Origin of the sequence: Roseateles sp. (assembly GCF_965262435.1) — a bacterium.
Lineage (GTDB): Bacteria > Pseudomonadota > Gammaproteobacteria > Burkholderiales > Burkholderiaceae_C > Paucibacter_A.
Genome location: NZ_OZ253537.1, coordinates 3203258 through 3220780 on the forward strand (window position 1 = coordinate 3203258; position 17523 = coordinate 3220780).

The following is a 17523-nucleotide window of genomic DNA, read 5'->3' on the forward strand; positions in this document are numbered from 1 at the left end:
ATGTGAGCCCGCCATGAAACGAAGCGCGCCGACCGTAGTCTCTGATGCTTCAGCCTCTGCGGGTGCGCGCGAGCACGCGCTGCCGCCGCCGCGAGATGTGATGGAGCTTCACGGGGAGCTCGGAACGGCAGCGACAGACGATGAGGCGCAGGCCTCGCACCAGAGCTTGGCAGCCGGCAGCGATCTCGAGGTAGGCAATGCACTGCAGGCCTATTTGCGCGATATCCGGCGCACGCCCTTGCTCAGCCCCCAGCAGGAGTTCGCGACGGCCGTGAAGGCGCGGGCGGGTGATTTTTCGGCCCGCCAGGCCATGATCGAGCACAACCTGCGTCTGGTGGTCAGCATTGCCAAGAACTATCTGGGTCGCGGCTTGCCGCTCAGTGATCTGATTGAGGATGGCAATCTCGGCCTGATGCATGCCATCGGCAAATTCGAACCCGAACGGGGCTTTCGTTTTTCCACCTACGCGAGCTGGTGGATCCGTCAGAGCATCGAAAGTGCCTTGATGCACCAAGCACGTCTGGTGCGTCTGCCCGTGCATATCGTGCGCGAACTCAACCATGTGTTGAAGGCCCGGCGTGCGCTGGAAGCGGTGCAGAGCCAGAACGGCGGCGCCGGTCAGGTGCGCGCAGAGGATATCGCCGCCGCATTGGGGCGACCCTTGGCTGAAGTGTCCGAGTTGCTGGCCTACGCCGAGCTGCCCAGCTCGCTCGACTCTCCGGTCGACCGCAACGGAGAGGGCGGCGAGTCGATGATGGACCTGGTCGCTGATGAGCAGTCCGTCGATCCGCTGGGCCTGCGGCTCAGTCATGAGTTGGAAGAGTTGCTGGTGCACGGCATGGCGGCGCTGAACGAGCGCGAACGCGAGGTGCTGGCCGGGCGATTTGGCTTGTTTGACCGCGAACCCGAGACTCTGGATGTGCTGGCGGTGCGACTCAAGCTGACCCGCGAGCGGATCCGCCAAATCCAGATCGAAGCCTTGGCCAAGCTCAAGCGCAACATGATGCGGCACGGCATCGACCGGGACTCGATCTTCTGAGTATTGCTGGACCGGCGCTCAGGGCTGGGATAATCAGCCCATGAGTCAAGAAACAGAATGGCTGACGGTCGAGTCGCTCGACCTCGATGCCCAGGGCGTGGCCCACAAGGAAGACGGCAAGGTGGTGTTCATCGAGGGCGCTTTGCCTGGTGAGCAGGTTCAGGTCAGCATCGGCCGCAAGAAGAACGCCTGGGAACAGGGCACCATGACGGCAATGCGTCGTGAGAGTTCTCAACGCGTGACGCCGGGCTGCCCGCATTTCGGCCTGCATCCGGGGGCATGCGGTGGCTGCAAGATGCAGCATTTGCACGCCAGTGCCCAAGTGGCGGTCAAGCAGCGGGTGGTGGAGGACAACCTCTGGCATCTGGGCAAGGTCAAGGCGGAGATGCTGCTGCGCCCGATCGAAGGGCCGACCTGGGGCTATCGTTATCGGGCTCGCTTCTCGGTCCGCTATGTGCCCAAGAAGGGTCAGGTCTTGATCGGCTTCCACGAGCGGAAGAGCCGCTATGTCGCCGACATGCAGGTCTGCAAGGTGGTACCTCAGCGCGTCAGCGACTTGCTGATGCCTTTGCGTGATCTGATCGCCAGCATGGACGAGCGTGATCGCCTGCCGCAGATCGAGCTGGCCATGGGTGATGAGGTGATCGCCCTGGTGCTGCGCAATTTGAATCCGCTGCTGGAGGCCGACAAGACGCGCCTGCGCGACTTCGCTGCCCAGCATGAAGGGGTGCAGTGGTGGTTGCAGCCCAAGGGGCCGGACACGGTTCATTTGCTGGACGAAGGCGGACCGGAGTTGGCCTACCGCCTGCCCGAGTTTGGCGTGCTGATGCCCTTCAAGCCGACCGATTTCACCCAGGTGAATCCGCATATCAACTCGGTGCTGGTCGGGCGGGCCCTGCGTTTGCTGGATGTGCGGCCGCATGAGCGGGTGATCGATTGGTTCTGCGGCCTCGGTAACTTCACCTTGCCGTTGGCGACGCGCGCGCGTGAGGTGCTGGGCATCGAAGGCAGCGAAACCCTGGTGCAACGCTCGCGCGAGAACGCACGCCGCAATGGGCTTGAGGCCAAGACATCGTTTGTCGCCCGCAATCTCTTCGAGATGACGCCCGAGTTGTTGGTGGCCGACGGCGTGGCGGATAAATGGTTGGTGGATCCGCCGCGCGACGGTGCATTCGCCTTGGCCAAGGCGGTGGCCGACATTGCGCAGGATCCGAGCCTTGCGCCCGGCTGGACGCCGCCGCGTCGGATTGTCTATGTCTCCTGCAATCCATCGACGCTCGCGCGTGATGCTGGCCTGCTGGTCAATGTGGCGGGCTACCGCTGTACGGCGGCCAGTGCGGTCAATATGTTCCCGCACACCTCGCATGTGGAGAGCATTGCTGTGTTTGAGCGCGACGTGGTTTGAAGCGCAGCTGAGGCTGCTACCAAATGAAAAAGGGCCCACGGGCCCTTTTTTGTTTTGTGCTGCGCGGCGCCAAACTGAGCGCCGTCCAACAGCTCATTCGCGCTCGCCGCCGAAGATGCCTAGCAGGGACAGCAGGCTCTGGAACACGTTGTAGAGGTCGAGATAGATGGCCAGGGTGGCGGAGATGTAGTTGGTCTCGCCGCCGTCCAGCACGCGCTTGATGTCGTAGAGCATGAAGGCTGAGAACACGGCCATGGACAGCACCAGCAGGGTCAGCATCAGGGCCGAGGACTGCAGGAACACATTCACCACGCCGGCGACCAGCATGATGACGGCGCCTACGAACAAGAACTTACCCATGCTGGAGAGGTCGCGCTTGATCACGGTGGCCAGGCTGGCCATGGCAAAGAAGATGGCGCCGGTGCCGCCAAAGGCGGTCATGATCAGGCTGCCGCCATTCTTGAAGCCCAGCACCGCAGCCAGCAGGCGCGAGAGCATCAGGCCCATGAAGAAGGTGAAAGCGAGCAGGGCGTAGACGCCGGTGCTGCTGTTCTTGGTCTTCTCGACCAATATCATCAAGCCGAAGGCGCCGGCCATGAAGACGATCAGGCTCATGCCGGTGCCCATGGTCGCCATCACGCCGGTGGACACGCCCACCCAGGCGCCCAGCACGGTGGGCAGCATGGACAGGGCCAGCAGCCAGTAGGTGTTGCGCAGCACGCGTTGGCGCTCGGCCGCCAGGCCTTGGCCCAGGCCTACGTTCAGTTGGGTTTGCAGGGTTTCATTCATTTCAAGCGTCCTCCGTCGTTCAATCCATCGGTGGTGTGGCGCATGCAGGTCCCTCTGCGTCACTCCGGGCGAAATGTAGCGCGTGCTGGCTTGATTCACCGTGCGCCAGCGCTTGTGTCCGCGCAGCCGGGCTTTCGGGGTCAGGTCAGTACTGCAGCCGGCCACATGAATGCCTGCTGCCCATGGAGCTAAAGTGCGGCCTTTCCCGTCCCGATTCAAGAGAGACCATGAAACAAAAACCGTATCTGAGCCTGGAAGACGTCAAGCGCATGGCCGCAGCCGCCGAGGCTGAAGCATTGGCCCATCAATGGGCGGTCACCATCGCTATCGTCGATGACGGCGGCCATCTGCTGTGGTTGCAGCGCCTGGACGGTGCGCCTGCGGTGTCGGCCCAGATCGCTCCGGCCAAGGCCCATACGGCTGCGCTCGGCCGCCGCGAGTCCAAGATCTACGAAGACATCATCAACCAAGGCCGCGTGTCCTTTCTGAGTGCGCCGGGCTTGAGCGGTTTGCTTGAAGGCGGTGTACCGGTGCTGGTGGATGGCCACTGCATCGGTGCAGTGGGTGTCAGCGGCGTCAAGTCCAGCGAAGACGCGCAGATTGCGCGTGCAGGCATCGCGGCCCTGGCTTGAATGAGACTGGGCGCCGTCGTTTCGTGATGGCGCTCTGCTGAGGTTGAGGGTAGACATGCCGTGCGGCGAAGGCTGACTTGATGCCGTCATTTGCGCAAAGTATGCAAAACCGGGCTTGGTGATAACCCTGCTCGGTTATACTCAGCAGGTTTACCCGCAACCACAGCCACCCCAGCGAAACTCGCTTCAGTTTCTCCACCGAACTCAGGCTCCTCGGCCCGGTCCACCAGCGACCCGGGCCGGTCGGACGAGCAGAGCCGGGCGTGCGCACCTCACCGGAGTTCCCCGTGCTGCCCGATCTGCTCCATACCCCCAAAGCGATTCTCGCCCTGGCAGACGGCACGGTCTTCACAGGCACCTCGATCGGCGCAGCCGGTCACACGGTCGGCGAGGTGGTGTTCAACACCGCCATGACCGGCTACCAGGAAATCCTCACCGACCCCAGCTACTGCCGGCAGATCGTGACTCTCACGTATCCGCACATCGGCAACTACGGCGTCAATGACGAGGATGTCGAGGCCCCGAAGATCCATGCCGCTGGCTTGATCATCAAGGAGTTGCCCATCCTTGATTCCAACTTCCGCAAGACCCGCAGCCTGGCGCAGTACCTGCGCGACGAAGGCACGGTCGCCATTGCCGACATCGACACCCGCCGCCTGACCCGCTTGCTGCGCAGCACTGGTGCCCAGAACGGTTGCATCCTGGCCGTGCCCGAGGGGCAGCTCGTGACCGAGGCCCTGATCGCCGAGGCCGTGGCCAAGGCTCAGGCTGCGCCCAGCATGGCTGGGCAGGACCTGGCCAAAGTGGTCAGCACGCCCGAGGCACATGGCTGGACGGAAACCGAATGGACCCTGGGCAAGGGCTATGGCCAGCTCAGCCAGCCGCGCTTCCACGTGGTGGCCTATGACTTCGGCGTCAAGCGCAACATCTTGCGCATGTTGGCCCAACGCGGCTGCAAGATCACCGTGGTGCCGGCGCAGACCCCGGCTTCGACCGTGTTCGGTCTGGAGCCGGACGGTGTTTTCCTGTCCAACGGCCCCGGCGATCCGCAGCCCTGCGACTATGCGATTGCCGCCGCCGCGCAGCTGATCGAGGCCGGCATCCCGACCTTCGGCATCTGCCTGGGTCACCAGATCATGGCCCTGGCTTCGGGCGCCAAGACCTTCAAGATGAAGTTCGGCCACCACGGTGGCAACCATCCGGTCAAGGACCTGGACAACGGCCGCGTCAGCATCACCAGCCAGAACCACGGCTTTGCGGTCGATGCTGACAGCCTGCCCCCTAATCTGCGCGCCACCCACATCAGCTTGTTCGACGGCACGCTGCAAGGCCTGGCCCGCACCGACAAGCCGGCTTTCTGCTTCCAGGGTCACCCCGAAGCTAGCCCCGGCCCCCACGACATCGCCTACCTGTTTGACCGCTTCATCGGTCTGATGGCCAAGTCCTGATCACGGCCTGATGGAGTAAAGACATGCCCAAACGTACAGACATCAAGAGCATCCTCATCATCGGCGCCGGCCCCATCATCATCGGCCAAGCCTGTGAATTCGACTATTCCGGCGCCCAGGCCTGCAAGGCCCTGCGCGAGGAAGGTTACAAGGTCATCCTGGTCAACAGCAATCCGGCGACCATCATGACCGACCCGGACACGGCGGACGTGACCTATATCGAGCCCATCACTTGGCAGGTGGTCGAGAAGATCATCGCCAAGGAACGGCCCGATGCCGTGCTGCCCACCATGGGCGGCCAAACCGCGCTGAACTGCGCCCTGGACCTGCACAAGCACGGTGTGCTGGCCAAGTACGGCGTGGAGATGATCGGCGCCAACGAAAAGGCGATCGAGAAGGCAGAAGACCGCCTGAAGTTCAAGGATGCGATGACCAAGATCGGTCTCGACTCCGCCAAGTCCGGCATCGCCCATTCCATGGAAGAAGCGCTGACGGTGCAGAAGCGCATCGCCATCGAGACCGGCAGCAATGGCTTCCCCATGGTGATCCGCCCCAGCTTCACGCTCGGCGGCAGCGGTGGCGGCATTGCCTACAACCCGGAAGAGTTCGAGGAAATCTGCAAGCGCGGCCTCGACCTCTCGCCGACCAATGAGCTGCTGATCGAAGAATCGCTGATCGGCTGGAAAGAGTACGAGATGGAAGTGGTGCGCGACAGCCGCGACAACTGCATCATCGTCTGCTCGATCGAGAACCTGGACCCCATGGGCGTGCACACCGGTGACTCCATCACCGTGGCCCCGGCTCAGACGCTGACCGACAAGGAATACCAACTGCTGCGCAACGCCTCGATCGCCATCTTGCGCGAAATCGGCGTGGACACCGGCGGCTCCAACGTGCAGTTCTCGATCAATCCGCAAAACGGCCGCATGACCGTGATCGAGATGAACCCGCGCGTGTCGCGTTCCTCAGCACTGGCGTCCAAGGCCACCGGCTTCCCGATTGCCAAGATCGCCGCCAAGCTGGCCGTGGGCTACACCCTGGACGAGCTGAAGAATGACATCACCGGCGGCGTGACCCCGGCGTCCTTCGAGCCCTCGATCGACTACGTGGTCACCAAGATCCCGCGTTTCGCCTTCGAGAAATTCCCCATGGCCGATTCGCGTCTGACCACGCAGATGAAGTCGGTGGGCGAGGTGATGGCCATGGGCCGCACCTTCCAGGAATCGTTCCAGAAGGCGCTGCGCGGTTTGGAAACCGGCATCGACGGCCTGAGCGAGCGCTCGACCGACCGTGAAGAAATCATCCAGGAAATTGGCGAGCCCGGCCCGGAGCGCATCCTCTTTGTCGGTGACGCCTTCCGTCTGGGCATGAGCCTGCAGGAAGTGTTCGAAGAAACCGCCATCGATCCCTGGTTCCTGGCCCAGATCGAACAGCTGATCAAGATCGAGCAATCGCTGGCCGGCCGCAGCCTGGCTTCGTTGAGTGCCGACGAGCTGCGCCTGCTGAAGAAAAAAGGCTTCTCTGATCGCCGCCTGGCCAAGTTGCTGGGCACGAACCAGCATGAAGTGCGCGCCACCCGCCATGCTTTGAAGGTGCGCCCGGTCTACAAGCGCGTGGACACCTGCGCGGCTGAGTTCAGCACCGAGACGGCTTACCTGTATTCGACCTATGAGGAAGAGTGCGAGGCTGAGCCGACCAACAACAAAAAGATCATGGTCCTCGGCGGCGGCCCGAACCGGATCGGTCAGGGCATCGAGTTCGATTACTGCTGCGTCCACGCCGCGCTCGCCATGCGCGAGGACGGCTACGAGACCATCATGGTCAACTGCAACCCCGAGACCGTGTCCACCGACTACGACACGTCGGACCGCCTCTACTTCGAGCCGGTGACGCTGGAAGATGTGCTGGAAATTGTCGACAAGGAAAAGCCGGTCGGCGTGATCGTCCAGTACGGCGGCCAGACGCCACTGAAGCTGGCGTTGGATCTCGAGCGCGCCGGCGTGCCCATCATCGGCACCTCGCCTGACAGCATCGACATGGCCGAGGATCGCGAGCGTTTCCAGAAGCTGCTGCACGAGCTGGGCCTGAAGCAGCCGCCGAACCGCACGGCACGCACCGAAGAGCAGGCCGTGGCCCTGGCCAACGAAATTGGCTACCCGCTGGTCGTTCGCCCGAGCTATGTGCTGGGCGGCCGCGCCATGGAAATCGTCCATGGTGACAAAGACCTGGAGCGCTATATGCGCGAGGCGGTGCGGGTCTCGGAGAAGTCCCCCGTGCTGCTGGATCGCTTCCTGGAAGACGCCGTGGAAGTCGATGCCGATTGCATCAGCGACGGCACCGACGTGATGATCGGCGGCATCATGGAGCACATCGAGGCTGCCGGCATTCACTCCGGCGACTCGGCCTGCTCGCTGCCGCCCTACACCCTGTCCAAGGAGCTGCAGGATGAGCTGCGCCGCCAGACGGCGGCCATGGCGCGCGCGCTCAAGGTCGTGGGCCTGATGAATGTGCAGTTCGCCATCCAGGGTGACGTGACGGGCGGCCTCGACGGTGCCACGGTCTATGTGCTGGAAGTGAATCCGCGCGCATCGCGCACCGTGCCCTTCGTCAGCAAGGCGACCGGCCAGCAACTGGCCAAGATTGCCGCGCGCTGCATGGCCGGCCAGAAGCTCAAGGACCAGAAGGATCGCCTGGGTCGCGTGCCCGCCGAGGTGATTCCGCCGTATTACAGCGTCAAGGAAGCGGTCTTCCCCTTCAACAAGTTCCCCGGCGTGGATCCCATCCTCAGCCCGGAAATGCGTTCGACCGGCGAGGTGATGGGTGCGGCCAAGACCTTCGGCGAAGCGATGCTGAAGAGCCAGCTCGGTGCCGGTTCACGCCTGCCGCGTCAGGGCAATATCCTGATCACGGTGAAGAACGGCGACAAGGCGCGTGCTGTGGCCGTGGCCAAGGATCTGCATGCCCTGGGCTTCGGCGTCGTCGCCACCAAGGGCACGGCCGCTGCGATTGCTGAGGCGGGTGTGCCGGTCAAGCTGGTCAACAAGGTCAAGGATGGCCGCCCGCATATCGTGGACATGATCAAGGGTGGCGAGATTCAGCTGGTGTTCACCACCGTGGACGAAACCCGCACTGCGATTGCGGACAGTCGCCACATTCGCCAGGCGGCGCTGGCTGCCCGTGTCACCTACTACACCACCATGGCCGGTTGTGAGGCCGCGGTGGAGGGTATGAAGCACCAGAATGGCCTGCTGGTGCAATCCCTGCAAGAACTACATGCCGAACTGATCTAAACTTCAGTCCAACGATGTCCGCCGCCGCGCTCCTGGAGACACCAGGGTCGCAGCGGCGGCTTCATTTTGTGGAGCGAGCTTCAAGCAAGCGTTTGCGCTTTCTCGCCATTCAGCGGCTCTGGCCCGTGTTTCGCGGTCAGTCCCCAGTTTTTTCAAGGTTTCATTCAAATCATGGCCACTATTCCATTGACCGTCCGCGGTGCTGAGAAGCTCAAGGCAGAGTTGCATCAACTCAAGAGCGTTGAGCGTCATGCCGTGATCAATGCAATTTCCGAGGCTCGTGCCCAGGGCGATCTGTCCGAGAACGCCGAGTACGAAGCGGCCAAGGACAAGCAAGGCTTTATTGAAGGCCGCATTCTGGAGATTGAAGGCAAGCTCTCTGCCGCCCAGATCATCGATCCTGCGTCGGTCGATGCCGGTGGTCGAATCGTCTTTGGCTCGACCGTTGATTTGGAAGAAGAGGCCAGCGGCGCCGAAGTGACTTATCAGATCGTCGGCGATGACGAGGCGGATCTGAAGCTGGGCCTGATCTCCATCAGTTCGCCGATCGCTCGCGCCCTGATTGGCAAGGAGGCCGGTGACGTGGCCGATGTGCAGGCGCCCGGCGGCGTCAAGCGTTATGAGGTGGTGGAAGTCCGCTACGTCTGATTGGTTGTCGGTGCTGCTGCGCGCTCAACTCTTGCTGGCTGCCCTCTGGGGCGGCCTTTTGCTTTGTGTCGCTTTCATGGCGGCACCCAGCGCTTTCGCGGTTTTGGAAAAGGCGCAGGCTGGGCTGCTGGTCGGGCGTTTGTTTGCTCAGGAAGCGCACTTGAGTTTGGCCGCGGCGCTCTTGCTGATGATGATGGATCGCCGCATGACCCGCGACTCGCAATCGTCGGCTGTCCGAGCGGAATTTTTGCTTCCGGCTGCGGCGCTGTTTTGTACGGTGCTGGGCTATTTCGCCTTGCAGCCCTTGATGGCTGAGGCTCGGGCGGGCCAGGGCTCATGGTCATTCATGAGCTTGCATGCCGTGTCCTTTGCCTTGTACGGGCTCAAGACCTTGGCGGTCTTGGCTCTGGCGTGGCGCTGCAGCGGCCGTGCGCCGTAGCTGAAGCTCTCAGGGTGGTCGTCAGCTCCCGCTGACGACCGAGACCGTTTTATTGGTCTTGCGAAGTTTTCTTGATGCTGGTCAGTCGGCGCTTGGCGCGCTTGATTTCGCCACCTTGGGCGACGCGCTCGTTGCCGAGCACACGCAGCTTCTTGGTTTGCGGCCGGTGGTTGCCGCTCTTGGAGAACTTGACGATCTTGACGACGCGCGGTCCGAACTTGTTGTCAGCACGTGTGTTGTCATCTTCCTTTTCGGGCATCGGACGCCAGATGATGAGCAGCTTGCCGATGTGCTGAATCGGCGCCGCATTGAGCTCGCCGCAGAGGCTGGCAAAGATACCTTCGCGGTTGGCGCGGTCGTCCGAGAAAATCCGCACCTTGATCAGCCCGTGGGCGTTCAGTGCGGCGTCGGTAGCTTTGACGACGGCAGGGGTGAGTCCATCCGCGCCTATCATGACCACGGGGTCGAGATGATGGGCTTCGGAGCGTTTTTCCTTGCGCTGGGCAGGGGTCAATTGAATCGCAGGCATAGGCGTATTATCCGTGCAACATGAAGTTCACAACAAAAAGCAAAAAACTTAATAAGGCGTGGTTGCATGATCACATCAATGATCCCTACGTCAAGATGGCGCAGCGTGATGGTTATCGCGCTCGTGCGGCTTACAAGCTGAAGGAAATTGACGAAGAGCTCAAGCTGATTCGACCGGGGCAAGTGGTCGTTGATCTGGGTGCTTCGCCGGGCGCTTGGAGCCAGTACCTGCGACGCTGCTTTGCGCCCAAGGAAGCCGGTACAGGCGGCGCAGCGGTTGGGCAGTTGAACGGCATGATCATTTCCCTCGATCTTTTGGAGTGCGCGCCGATTGAAGGCGTGCATTTCATTCAGGGTGATTTCCAGGAGGAGGCCGTCTTGCATCAGCTGGAAGCTGCCTTGGGCGGCAGGCCTGTTGATGTGGTGGTGTCGGATATGGCGCCCAATCTCTCCGGTATCGAGAGTTCGGATGCGGCCCGTGTTGCTGGCTTGGTTGAGTTGGCTTTGGACTTTGCCCAGAACCACTTGAAGCCCGAAGGAGCTTTGGTGGCCAAGGTGTTTCATGGCAGCGGCTACACCCAGTTGGTCGAACAATTCAAGGCTACCTTCAAGAAGGTCAAGCCGCTCAAGCCCAAGGCTTCCCGGGATCGTTCGTCAGAAACCTTCCTGATCGGTATCGGATTGAAGAGGCCGGCTGCAGCCAAGGCTTGAAAGGCGGTCTTTTCGCATGGCCATGCAAATCGGCCGTGCCACTTGACTGCAATAGAATCGACCCCATATGCCGTGCACGTGGCTGAGATCAGTGCAGCCTGGCCGTAATGAACAAGGAGTGGCGGTGAACAATCAGTGGTTCTCGAAAGTAGCGGTCTGGATAGTGATTGCCCTGGTGCTGTTCACCGTCTTCAAGCAATTCGACCGAGGCGTGGCTCAAGGCAGCGCCATGGGTTACTCGGAATTTCTAGACGAAGTCCAGTCCGGGCGCATCAAGCAGGTGACTCTGCAAGAAGGCAATGGCGGGACCGACATCATTGCCGAGGGTTCGGACGGTAAGAAGATTCGCGTCACGGCCACCTATCTCGACCGTGGCTTGGTCGGTGACTTGCGCAACCATGGCGTCAAGTTCGACGTCAAGCCGCGCGAAGAGCCTTCCTTCCTGATCAGTATGTTGGTCAGCTGGGGCCCGATGCTGCTGCTGATTGGTGTGTGGATCTACTTCATGCGCCAGATGCAAGGCGGTGGCAAGGGTGGCGCGTTCAGCTTCGGCAAGAGCAAGGCTCGTATGCTGGACGAAGCCAATAACTCGACCACCTTTGCCGATGTCGCCGGTTGCGACGAGGCCAAGGAAGAGGTCAAGGAATTGGTCGATTTCTTGAAGGACCCGCAGAAGTTCCAGAAGCTGGGCGGTCGTATCCCGCGTGGCGTGCTGCTGGTGGGCCCGCCAGGAACCGGCAAGACCTTGCTGGCCAAGGCGATTGCTGGCGAAGCCAAGGTGCCTTTCTTCAGCATCTCGGGTTCAGACTTCGTTGAAATGTTCGTCGGTGTCGGTGCAGCGCGTGTGCGCGACATGTTCGAGCAGGCCAAGAAGAGTGCGCCCTGCATCATTTTTGTCGATGAAATCGACGCGGTCGGCCGTCATCGTGGCGCAGGGCTGGGCGGCGGTAATGATGAGCGTGAGCAGACCTTGAATCAGATGTTGGTTGAGATGGATGGTTTCGAAACCAATCTCGGCGTCATCGTCATGGCCGCCACCAACCGCCCTGACATTCTGGACCCGGCTTTGCTGCGTCCGGGTCGTTTTGACCGCCAGGTCTATGTGACGCTGCCCGACGTGCGTGGGCGTGAGCAGATTCTCAATGTACACATGCGTAAAGTGCCGGTCGGTCAGGACATCCGCGCCGACATCCTGGCGCGTGGCACTCCCGGTTTCTCGGGTGCCGATCTGGCCAATCTGGTCAATGAGGCGGCCTTGTTTGCGGCTCGCCGAAGCGGCCGCGTGGTCGAGATGGTCGACTTCGAGAAGGCCAAGGACAAGATCATGATGGGCCCTGAGCGCAAGTCCATGGTCATGCCTGAGGAAGAGCGCAAGAACACGGCTTACCACGAGGCAGGTCATGCCCTGGTGGCACGCTTGATGCCCAAGACCGACCCTGTTCATAAGGTCACCGTGATTCCGCGTGGCCGCGCACTGGGCGTGACCATGCAACTGCCGGAAGGTGATCGCTACAGCCTGGACAAGGAGCGCATGCTCAGCACGATCTCGGTGCTGTTCGGCGGCCGCATCGCGGAAGAAGTGTTCATGAACCAGATGACCACTGGCGCCAGTAATGACTTCGAGCGCGCCACCGCTATTGCTCGTGACATGGTGACCCGCTACGGCATGACTGATGAGTTGGGTCCTATGGTCTACGCCGAGAACGAAGGTGAAGTGTTCTTGGGTCGTTCGGTGACCAAGACCACCAGCATGTCGGAAGAGACCATGCGCAAGGTTGACAGCGTCATCCGTCGCATCATCGACGAGCAGTACGCGATTGCCCGCAAGCACATCGAGGACAACCAGGACAAGATGCACGCGATGGCGAAAGCCTTGTTGGAGTGGGAAACCATCGATGCCGATCAGATCGACGACATCATGGGCGGCAAGCCACCGCGTACGCCCAAGGACTGGACACCTCCTTCGGGCGGCAAGACCGAGCCAGCAACGCCGGTGGTCAATGCTGACGGGGCCGCTGCCGCAGCTTGAACGAATCGCGGCGCCGATAGGTGCAGCGTACTGCTGTGTTCATCGGGCCGGAATGAGTTGAAGCAAGGGTCAGCCTGAAAGGGCGGACCCTTTTTTCTTGTCTTGGAGTCCATGCCTTTGAGTTCACTGTCATGAAGTGGCAAACCACCCGATTCCTGATTGACCTGCAGCGCCCTCAGGTGATGGGCATTGTCAATGTCACACCGGACTCCTTCTCAGACGGCGGCCAGCATGCCCAGGCCCGTCAGGCGATTCTGCATTGCCAACGCCTGGTGGAAGAGGGGACCGATATCCTCGATATTGGCGGCGAGTCGAGCCGACCGGGTGCGCAGCGCCTCAGTGACGCTGAAGAATGGTCGCGGGTGGAGGCGGTGCTGCGCGAGGCCCTGACGCTCGGCGTGCCGGTGTCCATCGACACCTGCAAACCCGGGCTGATGCAGCGTGCGCTTGATATGGGCGTGGACATCATCAATGACATTCAGGCCTTGCGGGCCAAAGGCGCGCTGAGCGCGGTGCGAGGGCATCCCCGGGCCGGTGTCTGTCTCATGCATATGCGCGGCGACTCCGGCAGCATGCAAGGACTGGTTGACTATGCGGATCTTGTCGGCGAGGTGGCGAGCTTCCTCGCTGAGCGTGCCTCTGTGCTTCGAGCTGTCGGTATTGATGCCGACCGTATCGTCTTGGATCCAGGTTATGGTTTCGCCAAGACCAGCGAGCAGAATTTTCAGTTGCTTGCCCGGCAGTCTGAGCTGATGGGATTGGGCTACCCCTTGCTGATTGGTTGGTCGCGCAAGCGTGCTTTGGGTGATTTGACCGGCAGGCCCGTGGAGCAGCGGCTTGCGGGCAGTCTGGCTGCGGCGCTGGCCGGCGTGGCACGTGGTGCGCGCGTGCTACGTGTGCACGATGTAGCTGCCACGGTGGACGCGATCAAGGTGTGGCAGGCGGTTTCGAGCCGCGCGTGAATCGGTGGTGCAGTTGCTTCGGCGACTGACCGACAATAGAGAATTGTCTTTCAGGAGGGTGCTCACAATGAGCCGCAAGTATTTTGGTACCGATGGTATTCGTGGCACGGTTGGCCAGGCGCCAATCACGCCGGACTTCATGCTGCGCCTGGGTCATGCAGTGGGTCAGGTCTTGCGCAAGAAGTCGAGTCGTCCCAGCGTTCTGATCGGCAAGGACACGCGTATTTCCGGCTACATGATCGAGTCGGCATTGGAAGCCGGCTTTGCTTCGGCGGGCGTCGATGTGCAGTTGACTGGGCCTCTGCCGACGCCTGGCGTGGCCTACCTGACCCGGGCATTGCGGCAGGATTTGGGCGTGGTCATCAGCGCCTCGCACAATCCATTTGCAGATAACGGCATCAAGTTCTTCTCGGCCAAGGGTGAGAAGCTGCCCGATGCCTGGGAACTGGCTGTAGAGGCTGCATTGGAGGAGCCTCCTACCTGGATCGATTCCGCCAATTTGGGGCGCGCCCGACGGATCGGTGATGCCCGAGGCCGCTATATCGAGTTCTGTAAAAACAGCTTCGGCTCGGATCTGACCCTCAAGGGCCTGAAGATCGTGGTCGATGCAGCGAACGGCGCGGCCTATCACGTGGCGCCCGACGTGTTCCATGAGTTGGGCGCCGAGGTGATCTCGATCGGCTGCAGCCCTGATGGCTTCAATATCAACGCCGGTTTCGGCGCGACTTCACCTGCGGCCTTGGTCAAAGCCGTTCATGAGCATGGCGCGCATTACGGCGTGGCACTGGATGGTGATGCCGATCGCCTGCAGTTGGTCGATGCTCAAGGGCGTCTCTACAACGGCGATGAGCTGCTTTACGTCATGGTGGCCGACCGACTGTCGCAAGGCTTGCATGTGCCGGGTGCGGTGGGCACGCTGATGACCAATATGGCCGTCGAGCTGGCCCTTCGTTCGCGCGACGTTGACTTTGTTCGTGCCAAGGTGGGCGACCGTTATGTGCTGGAGGAGCTCAGTGCGCGCGGCTGGCAGCTGGGCGGTGAAGGCTCGGGCCACCTGCTGGCCCTCGACAAGCACACCACAGGTGACGGCATTGTCAGCGCGCTCTTGATCTTGCAGGCCATCAGCCGCACGGGGCAGTCTTTGTCCGATCAATTGGCGGCGGTGACGTTGTTCCCGCAGACCATGATCAATGTGCGCTTGCAGCCTGGGCAGGATTGGCGCAGCAATGCGCACCTGGCGCGTGAGCAGGCGGAAGTGACGGCTGAGCTTGGCGATCGGGGTCGCGTGCTGATTCGTGCATCCGGCACCGAACCCTTGTTGCGTGTGATGGTGGAGGCCAGTGATGCCGCCCTGGCGCAACAGAGCGCGCAGCGCTTGGTCGAGGCCGTCAAGGCCTGAGGAATGACTGTTGATCAGAACGGGTCGCTTGCGGCTCGTGTCTGCCCTTGAAAAAAGGCCTCTGCAGCTTTGATCTGCAGAGGCCTTTTTGGTGAGCCGAGCGGAGCGCAGTGAGGCTTCAGAGCCGTCTCAGAATCACGAAGCCGCTGGTCTTGTCGGAGGGACGTCGCACCGCGGCAACCAAGGTCCAGCCCTTGGAAATTTCGATCGCATTGCTTTGGACGGCGTGGCTGCAAGCGGTCTGTTGCAGGGTCTTGTCGGCCTCCACGCGCCAGTGGCCCTGGAATTGCAGTGCTGCCAAAGTGGCCAGAGATTGATCGGGTGCGGCCACGCAGTTGACATCAGCAGGCAGATGCGCGCGCAGACGTTCCACCAATGGACCATTGCTGCGGATGAAGTCCAAGGGCGGGAGCAGCAGCGTCATGATCAGCAGCCAGCTCAAGCTGACGCCACCGGCTGGCAAGACCAGACTCTTCCAGAGCGCATGTTGATGGCGGGCCGTGCGCCAGCGCACCAGGGCGATCCAGGCCGCCGTCGCCAGGGCGGCTAGCAGCAAGGCGAGCGGATTGAAGCTGGGCTCGAAGCTGTCCCCCAGGCCAAGGCGGCGCAAATTGCTCATGGGGGTGCGCGGCCAGCCTAGGTGCATGGAAACGTAGTGCAGCCAGAACAGCAAAGCCCAGGCACTGAAAAAGAAAACCGAAAACCAATCCATGGCGGCGGCAATGCCGCGTTGCAAAGTCGGCAGGGCAAAGCTGGCCAGTACCGCCATGGCCGGCAAGCTGAGCAAGAGTGCGCGGTCCGAGCCGCCCATGAGCACACTGGTCAGCAAAGGCACCAATGCCGCAAGGAGTGGCAGCAAGATGTGTCGACCTTGCCAATGAGCGCGCCAGCGCCACAGCGTCCACAGCGACATAGGCCAGACAGGCCAGCAGAACCACGCGAGCAGGCTCAAGTTGCGTTGAGCTTGTTCCCAGTCCAATGTGCCCTTCAAGCGCCAGGCCCAGGCGTTGAACTCCCAAGCGCTCAATGCAGCCAGAACTCCGGCAGCTAGCAGCCATGGCGTCAAGCTGCGCACTTCGGAGAAGCGTGAGCGTTGGCACAGCCAGGCGCCGACAGCGGACAAAACCAGGGCGACCGCCGGCGCGCCACTGGCTGCCAAGATGGGCAGTGCAAACAGACTGGCCCAGCGAGCCTTGGTGGCCCGATAGGGCGCAGCAGCCAAACCGTAGAGATAGATGCTGATGGCCAGCAGCTGCAGGAGTTCGGGCGTGGTTTCATGGCCCAGCTGGAGCAGACCCAGAGTCGCAATCAAGGCCAGCACCGAGCCATCTGCAAGTGCTCGTGCATAGTCCACCGCTTGGGCTTCTCCACCGAAGGCAAAAGCCACCGGTTGCGCCGCATCGGTGCGCGCCAAGTGAAAGCAGCTGTACCAAACCAGCATCAGCACCAGCGCAAGAATCAGCGCATAGGGCAGGCGGGCCGCAAATGCTGCGTCGGCAAAAGGCATGGCCTTGATGGCCAGTGCGCCAATCCAGTAGGGCAGGGGGCCGCCCTCGGCCGGGATGCCGGCGATGGCCGGCTGCCACCACGGTGCGCTGCCTTGGGCGATGCTGGCCATGAAGCCGAATGCGCTTAGGTCGGCGTTGCGCCAGGGGTCGCGGCCAAACAGTCCTGGCAGAACATAGGCGGCGCAGAACAGGATCAGGGCCAATCTGGGCAGGCGTTGGGCGCTGCGTTCGGCAACGATGGCAGGTGTCGGGAGATTCACTCGTGGTGCGTGCAGGGAGATTCTTGAAGTCGGATCATGCCGCAGAACGGCTGGACTCAGCGGGGCCTGCGCGCTCGGCGTCGGTAAAGTACTCTGGCGCTGGGCTTCTGCAGACAGGCATGAAAAAAGGCAGCCGCAGCTGCCTTTTCGGTCTTCGGCCCAATAGGGCTTACTTCTTGGCGAAGCCCGCAAACTTGTTGCGGAACTTTTCGACACGGCCGCCCAGGGAGTCGATGCTCTTCTGTGTGCCGGTGTAGAAAGGGTGCGATTCGCTGGTGGTTTCCAGCTTGATCAGCGGCACTTCGCGGCCGTCGTCGAGCTTGGTGGTTTCCTTGCTGGTCACGGTCGAACGCGTGATGAACTTGAAACCGTTGGACTGATCCACGAAGCAAACGTCGCGGTAGTTGGGGTGAATGCCGTCTTTCATGAGAGACCT

15 protein-coding genes are annotated in these 17523 nt (G+C 61.7%); 11 read left to right on the plus strand and 4 right to left on the minus strand.

The window, feature by feature from the left end:
- Window positions 1-13: 13 nt before the first annotated feature.
- Entirely contained in the window at window positions 14-1039 is a 1026-nt protein-coding gene (gene rpoS / locus ACQY39_RS13890) for an RNA polymerase sigma factor RpoS (RefSeq protein WP_428507153.1), read from the plus strand.
- A gap of 40 nt (window positions 1040-1079) precedes the next feature.
- Window positions 1080-2444, plus strand: coding sequence for a 23S rRNA (uracil(1939)-C(5))-methyltransferase RlmD (rlmD, locus tag ACQY39_RS13895; RefSeq protein WP_428507155.1), 1365 nt, complete (start codon window positions 1080-1082; stop codon window positions 2442-2444).
- A gap of 93 nt (window positions 2445-2537) precedes the next feature.
- Here the strand turns inward: rlmD and ACQY39_RS13900 are convergent, their stop codons facing one another.
- A complete protein-coding gene (locus ACQY39_RS13900; RefSeq protein WP_428507157.1) occupies window positions 2538-3233 on the minus strand; it encodes a Bax inhibitor-1/YccA family protein in 696 nt (231 codons plus the stop codon).
- A gap of 227 nt (window positions 3234-3460) precedes the next feature.
- On the opposite strand from ACQY39_RS13900, the gene ACQY39_RS13905 reads away from it, so the two are divergent.
- From ACQY39_RS13905 to ACQY39_RS13925, 5 genes are all read left to right on the plus strand, one after another.
- Window positions 3461-3865 carry a GlcG/HbpS family heme-binding protein gene (locus ACQY39_RS13905; RefSeq protein WP_428507159.1) on the plus strand — a complete coding sequence of 135 codons (405 nt, stop codon included), beginning with the start codon at window positions 3461-3463 and terminating at the stop codon, window positions 3863-3865.
- 263 nt (window positions 3866-4128) lie between these two features.
- Window positions 4129-5313: a glutamine-hydrolyzing carbamoyl-phosphate synthase small subunit gene (gene carA / locus ACQY39_RS13910; RefSeq protein WP_428507161.1), complete on the plus strand. Its 1185-nt coding sequence runs from the start codon at window positions 4129-4131 to the stop codon at window positions 5311-5313.
- Window positions 5314-5336: 23 nt separating this feature from the next.
- A complete protein-coding gene (gene carB, locus ACQY39_RS13915; RefSeq protein WP_428507163.1) occupies window positions 5337-8603 on the plus strand; it encodes a carbamoyl-phosphate synthase large subunit in 3267 nt (1088 codons plus the stop codon).
- A gap of 171 nt (window positions 8604-8774) precedes the next feature.
- Window positions 8775-9251 (plus strand): transcription elongation factor GreA, encoded by a 477-nt coding sequence (gene greA / locus ACQY39_RS13920; RefSeq protein ID WP_263517517.1) that lies wholly within the window; start codon window positions 8775-8777, stop codon window positions 9249-9251.
- Entirely contained in the window at window positions 9223-9690 is a 468-nt protein-coding gene (locus ACQY39_RS13925; RefSeq protein ID WP_428507165.1) for a DUF4149 domain-containing protein, read from the plus strand. Before greA ends, ACQY39_RS13925 begins: the two co-directional genes overlap by 29 nt.
- Before the next feature lie 49 nt (window positions 9691-9739).
- Here ACQY39_RS13925 and ACQY39_RS13930 read toward each other — a convergent pair whose 3' ends face one another.
- Window positions 9740-10219 carry a YhbY family RNA-binding protein gene (locus tag ACQY39_RS13930; protein ID WP_428507167.1) on the minus strand — a complete coding sequence of 160 codons (480 nt, stop codon included), beginning with the start codon at window positions 10217-10219 and terminating at the stop codon, window positions 9740-9742.
- A 20-nt stretch (window positions 10220-10239) separates the two neighbouring features.
- On the opposite strand from ACQY39_RS13930, the gene ACQY39_RS13935 reads away from it, so the two are divergent.
- The 4 genes from ACQY39_RS13935 to glmM all read left to right on the plus strand — a co-directional run bounded on the left by ACQY39_RS13935 (window position 10240) and on the right by glmM (window position 15319).
- Window positions 10240-10929 carry an RlmE family RNA methyltransferase gene (locus ACQY39_RS13935; protein WP_428507169.1) on the plus strand — a complete coding sequence of 230 codons (690 nt, stop codon included), beginning with the start codon at window positions 10240-10242 and terminating at the stop codon, window positions 10927-10929.
- Window positions 10930-11053: 124 nt separating this feature from the next.
- Window positions 11054-12958, plus strand: a complete 1905-nt coding sequence (gene ftsH / locus ACQY39_RS13940) for an ATP-dependent zinc metalloprotease FtsH (protein WP_428507171.1) — start codon at window positions 11054-11056, stop codon at window positions 12956-12958.
- Window positions 12959-13089: 131 nt separating this feature from the next.
- Entirely contained in the window at window positions 13090-13920 is an 831-nt protein-coding gene (gene folP / locus ACQY39_RS13945) for a dihydropteroate synthase (protein WP_428507173.1), read from the plus strand.
- Between the two features lie 67 nt (window positions 13921-13987).
- A complete protein-coding gene (glmM, locus tag ACQY39_RS13950; protein ID WP_428507175.1) occupies window positions 13988-15319 on the plus strand; it encodes a phosphoglucosamine mutase in 1332 nt (443 codons plus the stop codon).
- A 118-nt stretch (window positions 15320-15437) separates the two neighbouring features.
- On the opposite strand, the gene ACQY39_RS13955 is transcribed toward glmM, so the two are convergent.
- Window positions 15438-17087, minus strand: coding sequence for an ArnT family glycosyltransferase (locus tag ACQY39_RS13955; protein WP_428507177.1), 1650 nt, complete (start codon window positions 17085-17087; stop codon window positions 15438-15440).
- 169 nt (window positions 17088-17256) lie between these two features.
- A complete protein-coding gene (locus tag ACQY39_RS13960; RefSeq protein WP_428507179.1) occupies window positions 17257-17514 on the minus strand; it encodes a type B 50S ribosomal protein L31 in 258 nt (85 codons plus the stop codon).
- Window positions 17515-17523 lie beyond the last annotated feature (9 nt).

What these genes read in the sequence shown, in the direction of transcription:
- folP (WP_428507173.1), top strand. Translation starts at nt 13,090, where the DNA reads ATGAAGTGGCAAACCACCCGATTCCTGATTGACCTGCAGCGCCCTCAG.
- ACQY39_RS13905 (WP_428507159.1), top strand. Translation starts at nt 3,461, where the DNA reads ATGAAACAAAAACCGTATCTGAGCCTGGAAGACGTCAAGCGCATGGCC.
- ACQY39_RS13935 (WP_428507169.1), top strand. Translation starts at nt 10,240, where the DNA reads ATGAAGTTCACAACAAAAAGCAAAAAACTTAATAAGGCGTGGTTGCAT.
- ACQY39_RS13900 (WP_428507157.1), bottom strand. Translation starts at nt 3,233, where the DNA reads ATGAATGAAACCCTGCAAACCCAACTGAACGTAGGCCTGGGCCAAGGC.
- carB (WP_428507163.1), top strand. Translation starts at nt 5,337, where the DNA reads ATGCCCAAACGTACAGACATCAAGAGCATCCTCATCATCGGCGCCGGC.
- rlmD (WP_428507155.1), top strand. Translation starts at nt 1,080, where the DNA reads ATGAGTCAAGAAACAGAATGGCTGACGGTCGAGTCGCTCGACCTCGAT.
- greA (WP_263517517.1), top strand. Translation starts at nt 8,775, where the DNA reads ATGGCCACTATTCCATTGACCGTCCGCGGTGCTGAGAAGCTCAAGGCA.
- rpoS (WP_428507153.1), top strand. Translation starts at nt 14, where the DNA reads ATGAAACGAAGCGCGCCGACCGTAGTCTCTGATGCTTCAGCCTCTGCG.
- ACQY39_RS13960 (WP_428507179.1), bottom strand. Translation starts at nt 17,514, where the DNA reads ATGAAAGACGGCATTCACCCCAACTACCGCGACGTTTGCTTCGTGGAT.
- ACQY39_RS13930 (WP_428507167.1), bottom strand. Translation starts at nt 10,219, where the DNA reads ATGCCTGCGATTCAATTGACCCCTGCCCAGCGCAAGGAAAAACGCTCC.
- glmM (WP_428507175.1), top strand. Translation starts at nt 13,988, where the DNA reads ATGAGCCGCAAGTATTTTGGTACCGATGGTATTCGTGGCACGGTTGGC.
- ACQY39_RS13925 (WP_428507165.1), top strand. Translation starts at nt 9,223, where the DNA reads ATGAGGTGGTGGAAGTCCGCTACGTCTGATTGGTTGTCGGTGCTGCTG.